At 65.6% G+C, this 16,159-nt stretch carries 11 protein-coding genes; 5 read left to right on the top strand and 6 right to left on the bottom strand.

Annotated features, from left to right (window positions below):
• Positions 1-6 precede the first annotated feature (6 nt).
• A complete protein-coding gene (locus LOC59_RS05615) occupies positions 7-360 on the bottom strand; it encodes an Rv2175c family DNA-binding protein (RefSeq protein ID WP_227897146.1) in 354 nt (117 codons plus the stop codon).
• A gap of 223 nt (positions 361-583) precedes the next feature.
• Between LOC59_RS05615 and LOC59_RS05610 the strand changes: the two genes are divergently transcribed.
• Both LOC59_RS05610 and pknB read left to right on the top strand, forming a co-directional pair.
• Complete coding sequence (locus LOC59_RS05610; RefSeq protein ID WP_442860571.1) at positions 584-1,987, top strand: LysM peptidoglycan-binding domain-containing protein; 1,404 nt, start codon at positions 584-586, stop codon at positions 1,985-1,987.
• Positions 1,988-2,077: 90 nt separating this feature from the next.
• The gene (gene pknB, locus LOC59_RS05605) at positions 2,078-4,156 is read left to right on the top strand and encodes a Stk1 family PASTA domain-containing Ser/Thr kinase (RefSeq protein WP_229970964.1); all 2,079 of its coding nucleotides are present in this window, start codon (positions 2,078-2,080) and stop codon (positions 4,154-4,156) included.
• On the opposite strand, the gene LOC59_RS05600 is transcribed toward pknB, so the two are convergent.
• The gene (locus LOC59_RS05600) at positions 4,153-5,541 is read right to left on the bottom strand and encodes a class II 3-deoxy-7-phosphoheptulonate synthase (RefSeq protein ID WP_423722286.1); all 1,389 of its coding nucleotides are present in this window, start codon (positions 5,539-5,541) and stop codon (positions 4,153-4,155) included. The two genes, pknB and LOC59_RS05600, sit on opposite strands and share 4 nt — an antisense overlap.
• 86 nt (positions 5,542-5,627) lie before the next feature.
• Complete coding sequence (locus LOC59_RS05595) at positions 5,628-6,548, bottom strand: lysophospholipid acyltransferase family protein (protein WP_227917183.1); 921 nt, start codon at positions 6,546-6,548, stop codon at positions 5,628-5,630.
• 164 nt (positions 6,549-6,712) lie between these two features.
• Between LOC59_RS05595 and LOC59_RS05590 the strand changes: the two genes are divergently transcribed.
• Positions 6,713-7,471, top strand: a complete 759-nt coding sequence (locus tag LOC59_RS05590; RefSeq protein ID WP_227897150.1) for an alpha/beta hydrolase — start codon at positions 6,713-6,715, stop codon at positions 7,469-7,471.
• Complete coding sequence (locus LOC59_RS05585; protein ID WP_227897151.1) at positions 7,468-8,007, top strand: hypothetical protein; 540 nt, start codon at positions 7,468-7,470, stop codon at positions 8,005-8,007. The genes LOC59_RS05590 and LOC59_RS05585 overlap by 4 nt, the downstream gene beginning before the upstream one ends.
• 15 nt (positions 8,008-8,022) lie before the next feature.
• Here LOC59_RS05585 and LOC59_RS05580 read toward each other — a convergent pair whose 3' ends face one another.
• Positions 8,023-9,093, bottom strand: coding sequence for an ROK family glucokinase (locus LOC59_RS05580; RefSeq protein ID WP_423723957.1), 1,071 nt, complete (start codon positions 9,091-9,093; stop codon positions 8,023-8,025).
• A 143-nt stretch (positions 9,094-9,236) separates the two neighbouring features.
• On the opposite strand from LOC59_RS05580, the gene LOC59_RS05575 reads away from it, so the two are divergent.
• A complete protein-coding gene (locus LOC59_RS05575; protein WP_227917181.1) occupies positions 9,237-11,045 on the top strand; it encodes an AMP-dependent synthetase/ligase in 1,809 nt (602 codons plus the stop codon).
• 76 nt (positions 11,046-11,121) lie between these two features.
• On the opposite strand, the gene LOC59_RS05570 is transcribed toward LOC59_RS05575, so the two are convergent.
• Together LOC59_RS05570 and LOC59_RS05565 are read right to left on the bottom strand one after the other, a co-directional pair.
• Positions 11,122-12,549 carry a mycothione reductase gene (locus LOC59_RS05570; protein ID WP_229970962.1) on the bottom strand — a complete coding sequence of 476 codons (1,428 nt, stop codon included), beginning with the start codon at positions 12,547-12,549 and terminating at the stop codon, positions 11,122-11,124.
• A 47-nt stretch (positions 12,550-12,596) separates the two neighbouring features.
• On the bottom strand, positions 12,597-15,995 hold the full coding sequence (locus LOC59_RS05565) for a pyruvate carboxylase (protein ID WP_227917178.1): 3,399 nt from the start codon (positions 15,993-15,995) through the stop codon (positions 12,597-12,599).
• Positions 15,996-16,159: the final 164 nt, after the last annotated feature.

Here is a 16,159-nt window from a genome sequence, read left to right as displayed (position 1 = left end):
AGCTTCCTACCAGGCCAGTGCCTGGGCGCGGCGCCGAATCTCGGTCTTGCGCCCTTCCTTCAACGCATCCACGGGCCGGCCCGGCAGGGTCTCATCCGCTGTAAAGAGCCAGCGGATCATTTCCTCATCGGTAAACCCGGCGTCAGTCAGCACCGAGATTGTCCCCTTGAGGCTGTCGAGGATCGCGCCGTCGTTAATAAACGCGGCAGGCACGCTGCGTATCTTCCGCTCCCCGAGCCTCACGGCCAGGAGCGCACGTTCTTCCAGCAGGCTGTGCACCTTGCTGATTGATAGATCCAATTGTTCAGCCACATCGGGCAGGGTCAGCCAGTCGGAAACCAGTTCCTCGAGTTCATTCACGTTCCCAAGGTTGCCACGTATTACACGGACCAAGCCAGTCGGCACTGCCAGCAGGGGCCCCGGCAGCCCCTAAGTCGCTACTTGGTATTGCAGAATGCACATTCTCGTGTAAATTCTCATTAGTCACACTATTCACATGTGTAACACTCGTATCTCTACTTGTTTTTTGTCACACGGATTGCGGTAGAGGCCGCAACGCTTACAGATGAGGAAACAACACGTTATGACCGTGCAGCCCAAACCGCGGGTGCGTTCCGCCTCCGCGGGCATGCCCCGCAAACTGAGCGTCGCTGTCACTACGGCAGCGATTCCTGCCGTCATGATGTCTTCCCTCGCCCTTGCCGAGCCGGCAGAAGCAGCGCCCCAGGCTCCGGCTAAGGCGCTGTTCCCCCAGATGCCGCTGCAGGCCAAGAAGAACTTCCCTGCGGGAGGGTCCATTCCCGCAGCCCAGCTGGCCGCTCAGGTCCCCGCCACCGTTGCAGCCGAGTCTGCGGTTCCGGAGAAGCACCGGATCGTGCCCGGCGACACGGTCAGCTCGATTGCCGCCCGCTACGGGCTGGATATGAATGAACTCCTGCGCATCAACAACCTTCAGCTGAGCTCGATCATCTACGCCGGCAAGGAACTGGTCCTCACCGGATCCGCGAAGGCTCCGGAAGCCCCTGCGGCACCTTCCGCAGCACCTGCGCCGGCCACCGGCACCTATACCGTGGTTCCGGGCGACACACTCAGCGCCATTGCCGCAAAGCACGGCGTCTCCCTGGCATCGGTGCTGGAGCAGAACAACCTGGGCATGTCCTCGATCATTCACCCGGGACAGAAGATCTCCGTCGGTTCGGGATCGGATGCCCCGGTCACCACGGCCTCGAGCGCTCCCGCGCCCGCTGCACCGGCACCCGCAGCGCCGGCCGCTGCCCCTGAGGCGGCCGGAAGCTACACCGTCGTCCCCGGCGACACCCTCGGAGCCATTGCAGCCAAGCATGGCGTGTCGCTGAAGTCAGTACTTGAGGCAAACAACCTGAGCATGACCTCCGTTATCCGGCCCGGCCAGAGCATTGCCCTGGGTTCCGGATCCGGCGTCACCACCCTGGCCACCCCCGCCGCACCCGCAGCGCCCGCCGCACCGGCCGAGGCTCCGACCGACCTGGTGCCAAGCACCTTCCTGCACTACACCTACCCGCAGCACGTTGTGGCCAACGCCAACCTCAACAAGCAGGCACTGAACGGGATGAATGTTCCTTCCCGTGCCCAGATGCAGCAGCTGGTTGCCGAGACCGCCGCTTCCATGGGCGTGGATCCGGCACTGGCCCAGGCATTCGCCCTGCAGGAGTCCGGGTTCGACCAGCGTGCCGTCTCCCCCGCCAACGCCATCGGAACCATGCAGGTCATCCCCTCCTCCGGCGAGTGGGCTTCGGACCTTGTGGGCCGCCAGCTGAACCTGCTGGACCCGCAGGACAACGTCACGGCCGGCGTCGCCATCATCCGTGCACTGGTCCGCACCAGCCCGAGCCTTGAGGTCGCGATTGCCTCCTACTACCAGGGCCAGTACTCGGTAACGACCCAGGGCATGTACCCCGATACGGAGCGTTACGTAGCCTCCGTGCTGGCGCACCGGGCCACTTTCTAGGCTCCACCACACCAGCGGGCAGGAGGCGGATCGGGTGTCGATCCGCCTCCTGCCCGCTTCCGCTTATAGGATCAAAGGGTGCATGAGCCCGTGAATGACCCACTTCTGGAGACCTTGGTAGATGGCCGCTACCAGGTGCGCTCCCGCATTGCCCGCGGCGGCATGTCCACGGTCTACCTCGCCACTGACACACGCCTGGACCGGGACGTGGCGCTGAAGGTCCTCTATCCCCACCTCGCGGCCGACCGCGGATTCCTGGACAGGTTCGAGCGGGAAGCGAAGTCTGCGGCCAGGCTCTCCCACCCCCATGTCGTTGGCGTACTGGACCAGGGCATTGAGGGTTCGCTTGCCTATCTGGTCATGGAATATGTCCCGGGCCGGACACTGCGTGATGTGCTGAACGAGCGCACTGTCCTCACGCCGCGGCTGGCGCTGGCCATGATGGACGCGGTGGTCGACGGATTGGCTGCAGCGCACGAAGCTGGTTTGGTGCACCGCGACGTCAAGCCCGAAAACGTGCTGCTGGCGGGCAGCGGAGCGATCAAGATCGCCGACTTCGGCCTGGCCCGGGCCGTCACCACCAGCACGAATACCGGAACCTTGGTCGGCACTGTGGCCTACCTGGCGCCGGAGCTCGTCACCGGGGCCGGGGCGGACGCCCGCAGCGACATCTACTCGGCCGGCATCATGCTGTACGAAATGCTTACCGGCGTGCAGCCCTTCACCGGTGAGGTCCCCATCCAAGTGGCCTTTGCCCATGTCCACTCGACGGTGCCGGCTCCGTCTGCCCTCTGCCCCGGCCTTGCCCAGGACCTCGACGAACTGGTCCAGTGGTGCACGGCCCAGGATCCGGAAGAACGTCCGGTGGACGGCAGTGCCCTGCTGGGGGAACTGCGGCATATCCGCACCTCCCTCACCGACGAACAACTCGACTTCCACGCGCCCGGGACCACGGCGCCGCAGCTGCCCGGACAGACCGATGCCACCACCGTGATCCGTCCGCCGTCCGGCGCTACGGAGGTTCTCCGCCGCACCGAAGCCGTGGGACGGACCGAACCCAACGCCACTGAAATACTCCAGCGCGCCGACAACGCCACGACGGTCCTTTCCACAGCGGGGCACCAGGAACAGGACCAGGACGCCGGCTATGACGACGAGGGAGACGAGGACTATGTTTCGCCCCGGGCGGGGCGGCGGCAGGCGCGCAGGGACTTCAAGGCGCGCCAGAAACAGTCCAGCAGGGATGCCCAGCGCCCCGAGGTTTCGCTTCGCTCAGGACGTCCGCGCAGGCGCGGAGTACTGCTGGCACTGCTGCTGACGCTGCTGATTGCCGCCGCTGCCTTCGCCGGCTGGTTCTTCGGGGCGGGGCCCGGAGCCCTGGTAGCCGTCCCCGATGTTTCCAACACGTCGGTGGAGGCCGCCGGCGCACGCCTCGGGGAAGAAGGACTGAGGTACACCACGGACGAGGTGTATGACGAGGTGGTGGCCGCCGGACTGGCAATCGGCACCGAACCCGGTGCCGCTGAGGAGATCCGCCGGTTTCAGCCGGTGACACTGCTCGTTTCCCGCGGCCCGGAGCTCTTTGCCGTACCGAACGTCATCCAGCGGACCCAGGAAGACGCCGGGGAGCAGCTCACGGATGCCGGGCTCGCCGTCGGAACCGTCACCGAGGAATTCAGCGAGGACATCCCGGCAGGGCAAGTTCTTGCCCAGGTTCCGGCCGCCGATGCGGAGCTTCGCCGCGGAACCCCTGTGGACCTCACGGTCTCGAAGGGTCCGGCGCCTGTCGAGGTTCCAGCGGTGGCAGGACTTTCCCAGGACGAGGCAGTCAAGCGCATCGAAGCCGCCGGCCTGGAAGCCGCCGTCGAGCCGGAGCGGGTCAACAGCCGTGACATCGCCAAAGGCTCCGTGGCCGTCCAGTCCCCTGAGGGCGGACTGCTGGAGCGCGGCGGGACGGTCACGCTGACCATCTCGGACGGGCCGCGGATGGTCCAGGTCCCCAGCTACGTGGGGAAACAGGCAGACACCGCACGCAAGGAGCTGGAAGACCTCGGCTTCGAAGTGCAGGTCAACGAAATCCTGGGCGGGTTCTTTGGAACCGTCCGCGCGCAGGATCCGTCCGGCGGGACCGCGCCCGAAGGCGCGGTCATCACCTTGACGGTCGTCTAGCTCTTTTCAGCCAGCGCACCCGCGACCAGGAAAGCCATCTCCAGGGACTGCATGTGGTTCAGCCGCGGGTCGCAGACCGACTCGTAGCCTTCCACGAAGGCCTCCTGGTCCACGGGGTCGGCACCGCCCAGGCACTCGGCGACGTCGTCGCCGGTCATTTCCACGTGCAGGCCGCCGGGGAAGGTGCCCAGGGAGTTGTGCACCTCAAAGAATCCGCGAACCTCGTCCATGACATCGTCGAAATTGCGCGTCTTGTACCCGTTGGGAGACGTCACCGTGTTTCCGTGCATTGGATCCGTGACCCACAGGACCTGGGCACCGGAGGCCGTGACTTTTTCCACCAGGTTCGGCAGCTTCGTGCGGATGTTCTGCGCACCCATCCGGGTGATGAAAGTCAGGCGTCCGGGTTCCCGGTTGGGGTCCAGCTTCTCGATCAGCGCCAGGGCATCTTCCGGGGTGGTGTTCGGGCCGAGCTTCACGCCGATGGGGTTGCGGACGCGGGACAGGAAATCAACGTGGGCGGAATCGAGGTTCCGCGTCCGCTCACCGATCCAGAGGAAATGCGCGGAGGTGTCGTAGGGATACCCGGTGCGGGAGTCGATCCGGGTCAGCGCGCGCTCGTAGTCCAGGAGAAGGGCTTCGTGGCTCGCAAAGAACTCCACCCGTTTCAGCGCCTCGAAGTCCGCGCCGCAGACGTCCATGAAACGCACTGCCCGGTCAATGTCCCGGGCCAGGGATTCATAGCGTGAATGGGCGGGGTTGGCAGTGAAGCCGCGGTTCCAGTGATGCACCAGGCGCAGGTCTGCAAAACCACCCTGCGTGAAGGCGCGGATCAGGTTTAGCGTGGAAGCGGAGGTGTGGTAGGCCCGGACCATGCGTGCCGGGTCGTGCCGCCGCGACTCGGGAGTGAATTCGAAGCCGTTGACCATGTCCCCGCGGTAGGCCGGAAGAGTCACGCCGTTGCGGGTTTCCTCGTTCGAGGAGCGGGGCTTCGCAAACTGTCCGGCCATGCGGCCCATTTTGATCACGGGCAGCGAGGCACCGTAGGTGAGCACCACGGACATCTGCAGGATGGTGCGCACGCGGGCGCTGATCTTGTCGGCAGTGGCGGCTTCGAACGTCTCGGCGCAGTCCCCGCCCTGGAGCAGGAAGGCTTTGCCCTGGGCGGCCTGTGCCAGCCGGTCACGGAGAATGTCCACTTCGCCGGCAAAAACGAGCGGCGGAACCATCGACAGTTCCGCGACGGCGGCCTCATAACCGGGATCGTCATGCCAGACCGGTTGCTGGGAGACAGGAAGGTCCCGCCAGTCATCGAGTCCAGGGTAGACGGCTGCACCGGAAGATGGCGGGAAACTGGGATCGAGTTCAGCACGTTTTTGGCTCACGATTAAAGCCTACGTCCAGCCGGACCAACCCGGCGATCCAATGCGTCCTGTTACGTACTTCACACCGGCCGCCGGCCCGCCCGACACTAGGCGCTGTGCGGAGTCTCCTGCTGTCCGTCAGCGTCAGTCGCTGAACCGGCCCGGTCCTGGCCTGCGGCCGGTTCCTTGGGCGCGGCCGTTCCCGGGGCGCCGATCACCGTGATTTCGCCCGGTTCCTTATGGCCGCCGCGTCGGCCGGCGGAAGGTCCGACGCCGGGCTCGGGCGACTCGGATTGAGGGAGCCGGACCGCAGCACTGCGGTTCTCCGCTGCCTTGGACATCTTGCGCGCCGCGGACATCTTGTCCTTTACGGTGCTGGCATATACGTCTACGTATTCCTGTCCGGAAAGACGCATCAGTTCATACATGATCTCGTCAGTAACCGAGCGCTGTACGAAGCGGTCGTTTTCCAGTCCGGCGTAACGCGAAAAGTCCAGCGGCTCACCGACGATGATTCCGATACGCCGGATGTTGGGGATGCGCCGTCCGATGGGCTGGACCTTGTCCGTCCCGATCATGGCTACCGGAATCACCGGAACACCGGTCTGGAGCGCCATCTTGGCCACGCCGGTCTTGCCGCGGTACAGCCGTCCGTCAGGGCTGCGTGTCCCCTCGGGATAGATGCCCAGCAGGTTCCCTGATTCCAGGACCTTGACGCCCGCCCGCAGCGCTGCTTCAGAAGCCGCCCCGCCGGAACGGTCGATCGGCAGCTGGTTGGTCAAGCGGAAGAAAGCGGCCGTGAGCTTGCCTTTGAGGCCGCGTCCGGTGAAGTACTCCGACTTGGCCAGGAAGCTGACGGGCCGGGGAACCGCCAGCGGGAGGAAGATCGAATCGGAAAACGAGAGGTGGTTGCTCACGAGGATCGCCGGCCCTGTGGTCGGCACGTTATCCATGCCTTTGACCCACGGCCGGAACAGAAGATTCACCACCGGTCCGATGAAAATCGTCTTCATCACCCAATAGAACACGCGGCCAGCTCTCCCGTCGGACAAACAATGCGGGGAACCTGTTTGGCTCCCCTAGGTACTACTCTATGCGCCCCGGCGGCAGGGCAAAGTTTCTGCCGCGGCACGGACGGAGACTTTGTTTCCCTCGGGGTGGAAAATCGGCGGCTAAATGCAACTATTGACTCATGACTTTCTCCGCGCCTCCGGCTCCCTTTTCGAGCCCCGGCAGTGGGCCGAACGCCTCCACCGGCGTACTGCTCAGCCATGGCTTCACCGGGTCGACCATGAGCCTTCTGGGCTGGGCCCGGTACCTCGCGGACGCCGGCTATGCGGTCAGCCTCCCTTTGCTTCCCGGCCACGGGACGACCTGGCAGGATCTGGCACGCACGCCCTGGGAGCACTGGTACCGGGGTTATGAAGATGCGTACACCGAACTCGCCGGCCGTACCGAGAGGGTTTTTGCGGCCGGCCTCTCAATGGGCGGAACCCTGGCTCTGCGGTTGGCAGCGAAGCAGCCGGTTGCCGGTGTCGCCGTCGTAAACCCCGGACTCACCGTGGCGGACCCGCGGGCCCGCTATGCGCACCTGCTCAAGTACGTTTTGCCCTCAGTTCCCGCGATTGGGAACAACATCAAGCTCCAGGGACAGGACGAAGGCGCGTACTCACGCACGCCTGTAGGCGCCGTCGCCGAAGTGCTGAAGCTCTTCAAGGACACCACGGACCTCCTGCCCCTTCTCAGCGCCCCGGTCATCGCTTTCCGCTCTGCCGTTGACCCGGTGGTCCCCGAGTCGAGCATGGATGTGCTCCGGCGGTTGTGTCGCGAGCTGGAAGTTGTCCCCCTCCCCAACAGCTACCATGTGGCGACCATGGACCACGACGCGCCGCTGATCTTTGCCCGTTCCCACGAATTCATCCAGCGGTTGAGTGCAGGTACGCCGGCATGAGCGACCGCGAACCGGACCGCAATGATTCCACCGACGAGGCCACGTGGCTGGATCTGGTGGCACGCCTCCAGGAGACTCCCGACGCCGACCCGCGGGGTGACGGCGACGGGGCACCCGGCCGGGAAACTGGAAAGCCTGCTGCGGGACCGGCTCCGGCGTCTCCGGAGGACAGCGGCGCTGCGGACCCCCGGACGCCTGCCGAACGCACCCGGGCAATATTCGAGAACCAGCCGCTGCACAGGACCCAGCCCCCGGAACCAGGCCCGCGCGACTACTCGCCGGCCGACGACGAGTCCGACGGCCGCTTCATCCCCGAGGAGCCGCCTCCCCTGGGCAGCGGTGAACCGCTGGTCATCCTGGCCTGGCTTGGCGCCGCAGGCGGGCCGCTGATGCTTCTGCTCTTCGCCATGTTCTGGCGGAGCGCCCCGCTGCCGGTAGTCCTGGGAATCGTCACCATCTTCATCGCCTCCTCCGGCTATCTCCTGTTCCGCCTGCCGCAGAACCGGGATGAGGACGACGACGGCGCTGCCGTATAACCGCGGCAGGGAACCTCAGTGCCGGGCAGCAACCCGGGACAGGTCAGCGGCGCCGATCATGCCGGCGGCAGGGCCCAGGGCCGCCTGCTCGATTCTCGCTTCGGGACGGAACCCCCTGCCCGTCAGGTTGCGTGAATACGCTCGGCGGGCGGGTTCCAGCAGCAGTTCACCGGCGGAACTGAGACCGCCGCCGATAACAAACATTCCGGGGTCCAGGGCTGCCGCCAGGTTGGCCAGGCCGAGTCCGAGCCACTCGCCCACCTCACCGACAAGCTCGATGGCGGTCCGGTCACCCTCCAGCGCCAGGTGTGTCACGACTGCACCGGTGATATCGGGAATCCGGCCTTCGACGCTCCGCAGCAGTTCCTGGGCTACCGGAGAATTTGCGGCAGCGAGTTCCCGGGCCTCCCGGCCCAGCGCGTTCCCGGAAGCGTACTGCTCCCAGCAGCCCCGGTTGCCGCATTCGCACCGCTGGCCCTGCGGCATGATGATCTGGTGGCCGAACTCCCCCGCCACCCCAAAGCGGCCGCGTTCCAGCCTCCCGTCCATGATCATGGCGCCGCCGATTCCGGTACCGAGCGTGATGCAGACCAGCCGGCTCTCGCCCACCCCGGCACCAAAGCGCCACTCGGCCCAGGCCGCGCCGTCGGCGTCATTGGCCAGATACACCCGCCGCTTCAGCAGCCGCTCCAGGTTCTGCTGCAGCGGTTCGTTGCGCCAGGCCAGATGCGGACTGAAGAGGACAGTGCTGCCGGCCAGGTCCATCCAGCCGGCCGCGCCGATGCCCACCGACCACACGTGCTTGTCGCGGGAGAGTTCATGGACGAGTTCGACAATGACCTGTTCGACCTCACGCGGGTCCTGCCCCGGAGTGGAACGGCGGACCTCAGCCAGCACCCGGCCGCTTGAGTCAACCAGTCCGGCAGCGACTTTTGTTCCGCCGATGTCGATCCCGATCGCCAGTCCGCGCCGCCGCATGGGACTGGAGAGCCGGACCGTCCGGCGTGGCCGGAACGGGTCCGCAGGGCGCCGGGGCCACCGTGCTGCGGGGGAAGGGGGGACGGGGGCTGGATTAAGGGGAGACATCAAAAACCTATTCTAGGCAAAGCGCAACCCTCTGCGGGCCAACCGTTATCCTTTCGCAAGTTACCCTCCAGTACGAAAATGTGATCCAGGTTATAGGGTAGGGATCACATCCCGCCGTCCGAACAGATATCGAAGGAGCTATCGTGCGCGAATACAGCGTTCCCGTCCTGGTGGAATCACCGCCTGAGACGAACACTACGGATCTGCTGCTGGAACAGGCAGCCAAGCCGTCCAATCCCGCTCTTTTCGCCGTGCGCTCAACCGGTGACACCTGGCAGAACATCACCGCGACGGAGTTCCTTGCCGATGTCTCCAAGATTGCCAAAGGGCTGATTGCTTCCGGCATCGGCGCCGGCGACCGCGTGGGCATCATGGCCCGCACCCGCTACGAGTGGACCCTGGTCGACTTCGCCATCTGGTTTGCCGGAGCCGTTTCCGTCCCGGTCTACGAAACGTCGTCCCCCGCGCAGGTCGCCTGGATCCTCGGCGACTCGGAGGCAGCCGGCGTGGTCGTGGAAGCTGCCCGCCATGAGAACATCGTGCGCCAGGCTGCTGCCGACGAAGATCTCTCCGGCGTCAAGCATGTGTGGCAGATGGACGGCGGCGGCCTCGACACGCTCCGGGAAGCCGGTAAGGACGTCTCCGACGAGGAACTTGAAGCCCGGCGTTCCGCGGCCAACCTCGAAGACACCGCCACGATCATCTACACCTCCGGAACCACGGGCAAGCCCAAGGGCTGCGAACTCACGCACAGCAACTTCGTTGAGCTCTCCCGGAACTCCACCATGGCCCTTCCCGAGGTCGCCAAAGAAGGCGCCCAGACCATCATGTTCCTGCCGCTGGCTCACGTCTTCGCCCGGTTCATCTCGGTGCTGGCAGTGGCCGCCGGCTCCACCGTCGCACACACGGCGGACGTCAAGAACCTGCTCCCGGATCTGCAGAGCTACAAGCCGACCTTCCTGCTGGTAGTTCCGCGCGTCTTCGAAAAGGTCTACAACTCATCCATGCTGAAGGCCGAAGACGGCGGCAAGGGCAAGATCTTCCATGCCGGAGCCAAGACCGCCATTGAGTGGTCTAAGGCTGCGGAAACGGGCAAGATTCCGCTCGGACTGAAGCTGCGGCATGCCCTCTTCGACAAGCTGCTCTACACCAAGATCCGCACCGCCATGGGCGGACGGGTGAAGTACGCCATCTCCGGCGGAGCACCCCTGGGAGACCGGCTTGGCCACTTCTTCCACGGCATCGGCGTAGTGGTGCTGGAAGGCTACGGCCTGACCGAGACCACTGCCCCCATCAGCGTCAACACCCCGAAACTGATCAAGATCGGCACCGTTGGCGCACCGCTTCCGGGCAACTCGGTCAAGATTGCGGACGACGGCGAAATCCTCACCAAGGGCGTCTCCGTCATGAAGGGCTACTTCAAGCGGCCGGACCTCACGGAGGACAACTTCATAGACGGCTGGTTCCGCACCGGTGACATCGGCCAGCTCGATTCCGACGGGTACCTGAGGATCACGGGCCGCAAGAAGGAAATCATCGTGACCGCCGGCGGCAAGAACGTTGTACCCGCCATGCTCGAAGACTCGATCCGCGCGGACGCCATCGTTTCCCAGTGCGTTGTTGTCGGTGACCAGCGTCCGTTCATCTCCGCCCTGATCACCATCGATGAGGAAGCCCTTCCGGGCTGGCTGGAACGGCACGGCATGCCGGCCGGCACGAGCGTGGCTGAAGCAGCCCAGTCCCAGAAACTGCAGGACGAGCTGCAGGCCCTGGTGGACCGGGCCAACAAGGCCGTTTCACAGGCCGAGGCAATCAAGGTGTTCCGCGTGGTGACCACCGACTTCACCGAAGCCAGCGGACACCTCACTCCCTCCTTGAAGATCAAGCGGGCCCAGGTCCTCAAGGACTACTCGGACGTCGTCGAGGACATCTATTCAGGCCAGCGCGTCTAGCAGCACACGGTTAAACCACAAACGGGAGCCCGGCCAGGTGCCGGGCTCCCGTTTGTATGCTCCTGGACTCTGCGCGCTACGCCCGGAGAGTCGTGTCCTGCGGGTCGGTGCCCAGAGACAGCAGGGCATTTTCGACTACCTCAGTCAGGGCCGGATGGATCCAGTACTGTCCGCGGGCCATGGTGTACGCGTCCAGGTCGAAGGCCATGGCCTGGACCAGGGGCTGGAGCAGCATGGAAGCTTCATGTCCCATGATGTGGGCCCCCAGCAACCGGCCGGAAGTGCGGTCCGCCAGCAGCTTCACGAATCCCGTGACGTCTTCCATGGCCCAGCCGTACGCCGTCGAACCGTATTCCTGGACTGCCATCACCAGGTCCATCCCGTGCTCCAGGGCGTACGCCCTGGCCTGCGCTTCAGTGAGGCCCACCGAGGCGATCTGGGGATGGCTGAAGACTGCTGCGGGGACAAAGCGGTGCGAGGCTGCCTGCAGGTCATCGGGGTGCAGCAGGTTGTGCGTCACCGTGCGGGCCTCAAGGTTGGCGACGTGTTTGAGCTGGTGCTCACTGCTGACATCACCGAGCGCCCAGATGCCGGGCACCGGCTCGCCCTGGCTCAGGACCCGCTGGTACTCATCCACGGCGAGGCGGCGGTCCGGCTCCAGGTCAAAGCCTGCAGCTGCCGTGTCCAGGCGGTCGGTATTGGGGACGCGTCCGGTGGCCACCAGGATCAGGTCGACGTCGAGCGCTGAAGCGCCCGCGGGTCCGGACAGCATGGCCCGCACGGAACCGTCGGGGTTTTCCACCAGGGACTGGACTGTGGTGTTCAGCCGGAGATCCCACTGGCCGGCGGCAGCCTCGGTGAAACGCTCCGAAACGGTTTCGTCCTGGGCCCGCAGCAGGGCCCCGGAGCGGACGGCCATGGTCACGCGGGAGCCGAACGCAGAAAAGACGAAGCCAAACTCGGCCGCGATGTAGCCGCCGCCCAGGATGAGGACCCGTTCGGGCAGTTCTTCGACGCGCATCACGGTGTCGGAGGTATGTACCTGTGGCAGGTCAATCCCGGGGATATCCGGAAGGACGGGGCGGGATCCGGCGGCGATGACGATCTGGTCGGCTGTGATTTCGGCTCCGGACGCTGTCTCCAGGCGGTGCGGTCCCGTAAACCGGACGAACTCGCTGTACAGGGTGACGTTCTCCAGCTCCTCGTCCCGGTAGCGTTTCCCGCCCTCGGAGATCGAGTCGATCCGGCCGAAAATCCGGTCCCGGATCTCGCGCCAGCGGACGCCTTCGAGCCGCGAATCGACGCCGAGCCGGGCCGCTTCTGAGGCCTGGGCTGCCAGCTGCGCCGGATACACAAACATTTTCGTGGGAATGCAACCCACATTGAGGCACGTGCCTCCAAAGGTCCCGCCGTCAATGACGGCTACCTTCCGGTCGTCCCATTCGGGAGTGATGACAGAGTTGCCGGAGCCGGAGCCGATGATGGCGAGGTCGTAATGAGTCACCCCTCCAGTCTATCGGCGCCGGCCCCGGCCTCCTCCGCGGCCGGACGCTAGCTGGGTTCGATCACCACCAGCAGGTCCCCGCCGTCAACCTGCTGGACGGCGCTGACCGCCAGCCGCTTCACCTTCCCGGTGACCGGGGCAGTGATGGAGGCTTCCATCTTCATCGCTTCAATCGTGGCAACGGTCTCCCCGGCCGCTACGTCAGCGCCTTCTTCAACGGTCACCGTCACTGCGCCGGCGAAGGGTGCCGCCACCTCTCCCGGCTTCGAGGGATCGGCCCGCTCTGCCACCTTCGTGTCCGTGGTGACGTTCCGGTCACGCACCATGACCGGACGCATCTGACCGTTCAAGGTCGCCATGACCGTGCGCATGCCCTTGTCATCCGGTTCCGACACGGCTTCGAGCGTTGCGATCAGCCGTACGCCCTTCTCCAGCTCGACGACGTGCTCCACTCCGGGGCGAAGGCCGTACAGGTAGTCCCGGGTATCCAGCACCGAGAGGTCCCCGAAGGTCTCCCGCGTAGTGGCGAATTCGCGGGCAGGACCCGCAAAGAGCAGACGGTTGAGGGTGGCCCGGCGCGTCGCGGAGTCACCGGCCAGTCCCTGCTCATCTACCTCGGTGAGCTCCACGTGGCGGGGCTTGGGCTTGCGGCCCTGCAGCGCCTTGGTGCGGAAGGGTTCCGGCCAGCCTCCGGGCGGATCGCCCAGTTCCCCGCTCAGGAAGCCGATCACCGAATCCGGGATGTCGTAGTTCTGCGGATTCTCCTCGAAGTCTTCGGGAGAGACGTTCCCGCCCACCAGCTGCAGGGCCAGGTCCCCGACCACCTTGGACGAGGGAGTCACCTTGACCAGGCGTCCCAGGATCCGGTCAGCGGCCGTGTACATGTCCTCGATCGCTTCAAACCGCTGGCCCAGGCCGAGCGCAATTGCCTGCTGGCGGAGGTTCGACAGCTGTCCGCCGGGGATTTCGTGGCTGTAGACACGCCCCGTAGGACCGGCCAGTCCGGATTCGAACGGTGCGTAAACCCGCCGGACCGCTTCCCAGTACGGCTCCAGGGAGCTGACCGCCTTCAGGCTGAGGCCGGTGTCCCGCTCGGTGTGGGCCAGGGCTGCGACAAGCGACGACGCCGAGGGCTGGCTGGTGGTGCCGGCAAGCGTGGCACTGGCGACGTCCACGGCATCGACTCCGGCTTCGGCGGCTGCCAGGAGCGTGGCCAGCTGGCCGCCTGCGGTGTCATGGGTGTGCAGGTGGACGGGCAGGTCGAAGCGTTCCCGCAGTGCGGCAACCAGCTTGGCGGCGGCCGCCGGACGCAGCAGGCCGGCCATGTCCTTGATTGCCAGGATGTGGGCACCGGCGTCGACCATCTTCTGGGCCAGACCCAGGTAATAGTCCAGGGTGTAGAGCTTTTCCTCCGGATCCATCATGTCCGCGGTGTAGCAGAGGGCGACCTCGGCGACGGCGGTTCCGGTCCGGCGCACGGCCGCAATGGCGGGCGCCATCTGCTCCACGTCATTCAGCGCGTCGAAGATACGGAAAATGTCGACGCCGGCGGCAGCGGCTTCCTCGACGAAGGCATCGGTGACTTCCGTGGGATAAGGCGTATAGCCCACCGTGTTCCGGCCGCGGAGCAGCATCTGGATGCAGATGTTCGGGAGGGCCTGGCGCAGCGCGTCCAGCCGCTCCCAGGGGTCTTCGCCCAGGAAGCGGAGCGCAACGTCGTAGGTAGCTCCGCCCCAGGCTTCCACGGACAGCAGTTCCGGCGTCAGGGCAGCCACGGCGGGTGCCGCACCCACCAGGTCACGGGTGCGTACCCGCGTGGCGAGGAGGGACTGGTGCGCGTCGCGGAAGGTTGTGTCCGTCACCGCGAGGGCCTGCTGGGCACGCAGTTCCGCGGCGAACCGCTCGGGGCCCAGCTCCTGCAGCCGCTGCCGTGAGCCCGGCTTAGGCTCGGGCAGGTCCTGCGGAAGCTTCTCCCGGGGATCGATCTGCGCGTCGGGCTCTCCATGCGGCTTGTGCACGGTGACGTCGGCGAGCCAGTTCAGCAGCTTGGTGCCGCGGTCAGCGGGTCCGCGGGCGTTCAGCAGTTCGGGCCGTTCCTCGATGAAGGATGTCGCGACATCCCCGGCCACAAAGTCCGGATCTTCCAGGACAGCCTGCAGGAAGGAAATGTTGCTCGAAACCCCGCGGATCCGGAACTCGGCCAGCGCCCGGCGGGCACGGTTCACCGCTGCGGGGTAGGTCCTCCCCCGGCAGGTGAGCTTGACCAGCATCGAATCAAAGTGCGGGCTGATGTCCGCACCCGCGTACACGGTGCCGCCGTCCAGCCGGACACCGGCGCCGCCGGCGGAACGGTAGGCGCTGATCTTGCCGACGTCGGGCCGGAAGCCGTTAGCCGGATCCTCGGTGGTAATACGGCACTGCAGGGCCGCGCCGCGGATCCGCAGTTCGTCCTGGGCCAGGCCAAGATCCGCCAGGGTCTCCCCCGCCGCAATGCGCATCTGGGACTGCACCAGGTCGACGTCGGTGATTTCCTCGGTGACGGTGTGCTCCACCTGGATGCGGGGGTTCATTTCGATGAACACGTGCTGTCCGGCGCGTTCCCCGACAGTGTCCACCAGGAACTCGACGGTGCCGGCGTTGACGTACTTCAGCGCCTTCGCGAACTTCACGGCGTCCCGGTAGAGTGCCTGCCGGATCTCTTCGTCGAGGTTCGGAGCAGGAGCGATCTCAATGACTTTCTGGTGACGGCGCTGGAGGGAGCAGTCCCGTTCGAAGAGATGGATGATGTTGCCTTCGCCGTCGGCAAGGATCTGCACCTCGATGTGACGCGGGCGCAGCACCGCCTGCTCCAGGAAGACCGTGGGGTCGCCGAAGGCCGTGTCAGCCTCCCGCATGGCGGCGTTCAGTGCTTCAGGCAGGTCGCTGGCGGTGTCCACCCGGCGCATGCCGCGTCCGCCGCCGCCGGCCACGGCTTTGACGAAGATGGGGAAGCCGATCTCCTCGGCCTCGGCGAGGAGCTCCTCCGGGTCGGAGCTGGGGGCAGTGGAGCGCAGGACCGGAATCCCCGCCTCCCGCGCGGCGTTCAGGGCGTGCACCTTGTGGCCGGCGAGCTCCAGAATGTCCGCATCCGGACCGATGAAGGTGATGCCCGCAGCCTTGGCTGCACGTGCCAGCTGGGGGTTCTCCGACAGGAAACCGTATCCGGGATAGATGGCGTCGCAGCCGGCTTCCCGGGCAACCCGGATGATTTCGTCTACGTCGAGGTAGGCACGGACGGGATGTCCTTCGCTGCCGATCAGGTACGCCTCGTCCGCCTTTTGGCGGTGGATTGAGTTACGGTCCTCATGCGGAAATACCGCCACCGTCTTCGCGCCGAGCTCATAGGCCGCCCGGAAGGCGCGAATGGCGATTTCGCCGCGGTTGGCAACCAGAATCTTCGAGAACATTGCACTCCTGCATCGTTGCGAGTGGACGGAACCAGTGACCGCATCAACCTTCAGTGTCTGAGCGGGCACCAAAAACAGCAAGCTGACGTAATGGACGTCACATCGAGCATAATTCAGTGCCGGACGCAGATGTGCAAACCGTGCCTGCCCGGCTTGCCCGCACA

It is taken from the genome of Arthrobacter sp. zg-Y916 (genome assembly GCF_020907385.1).
Taxonomy (GTDB): domain Bacteria; phylum Actinomycetota; class Actinomycetes; order Actinomycetales; family Micrococcaceae; genus Arthrobacter_B; species Arthrobacter_B caoxuetaonis.
This window is presented reverse-complemented; position numbering and strand designations above follow the sequence as displayed.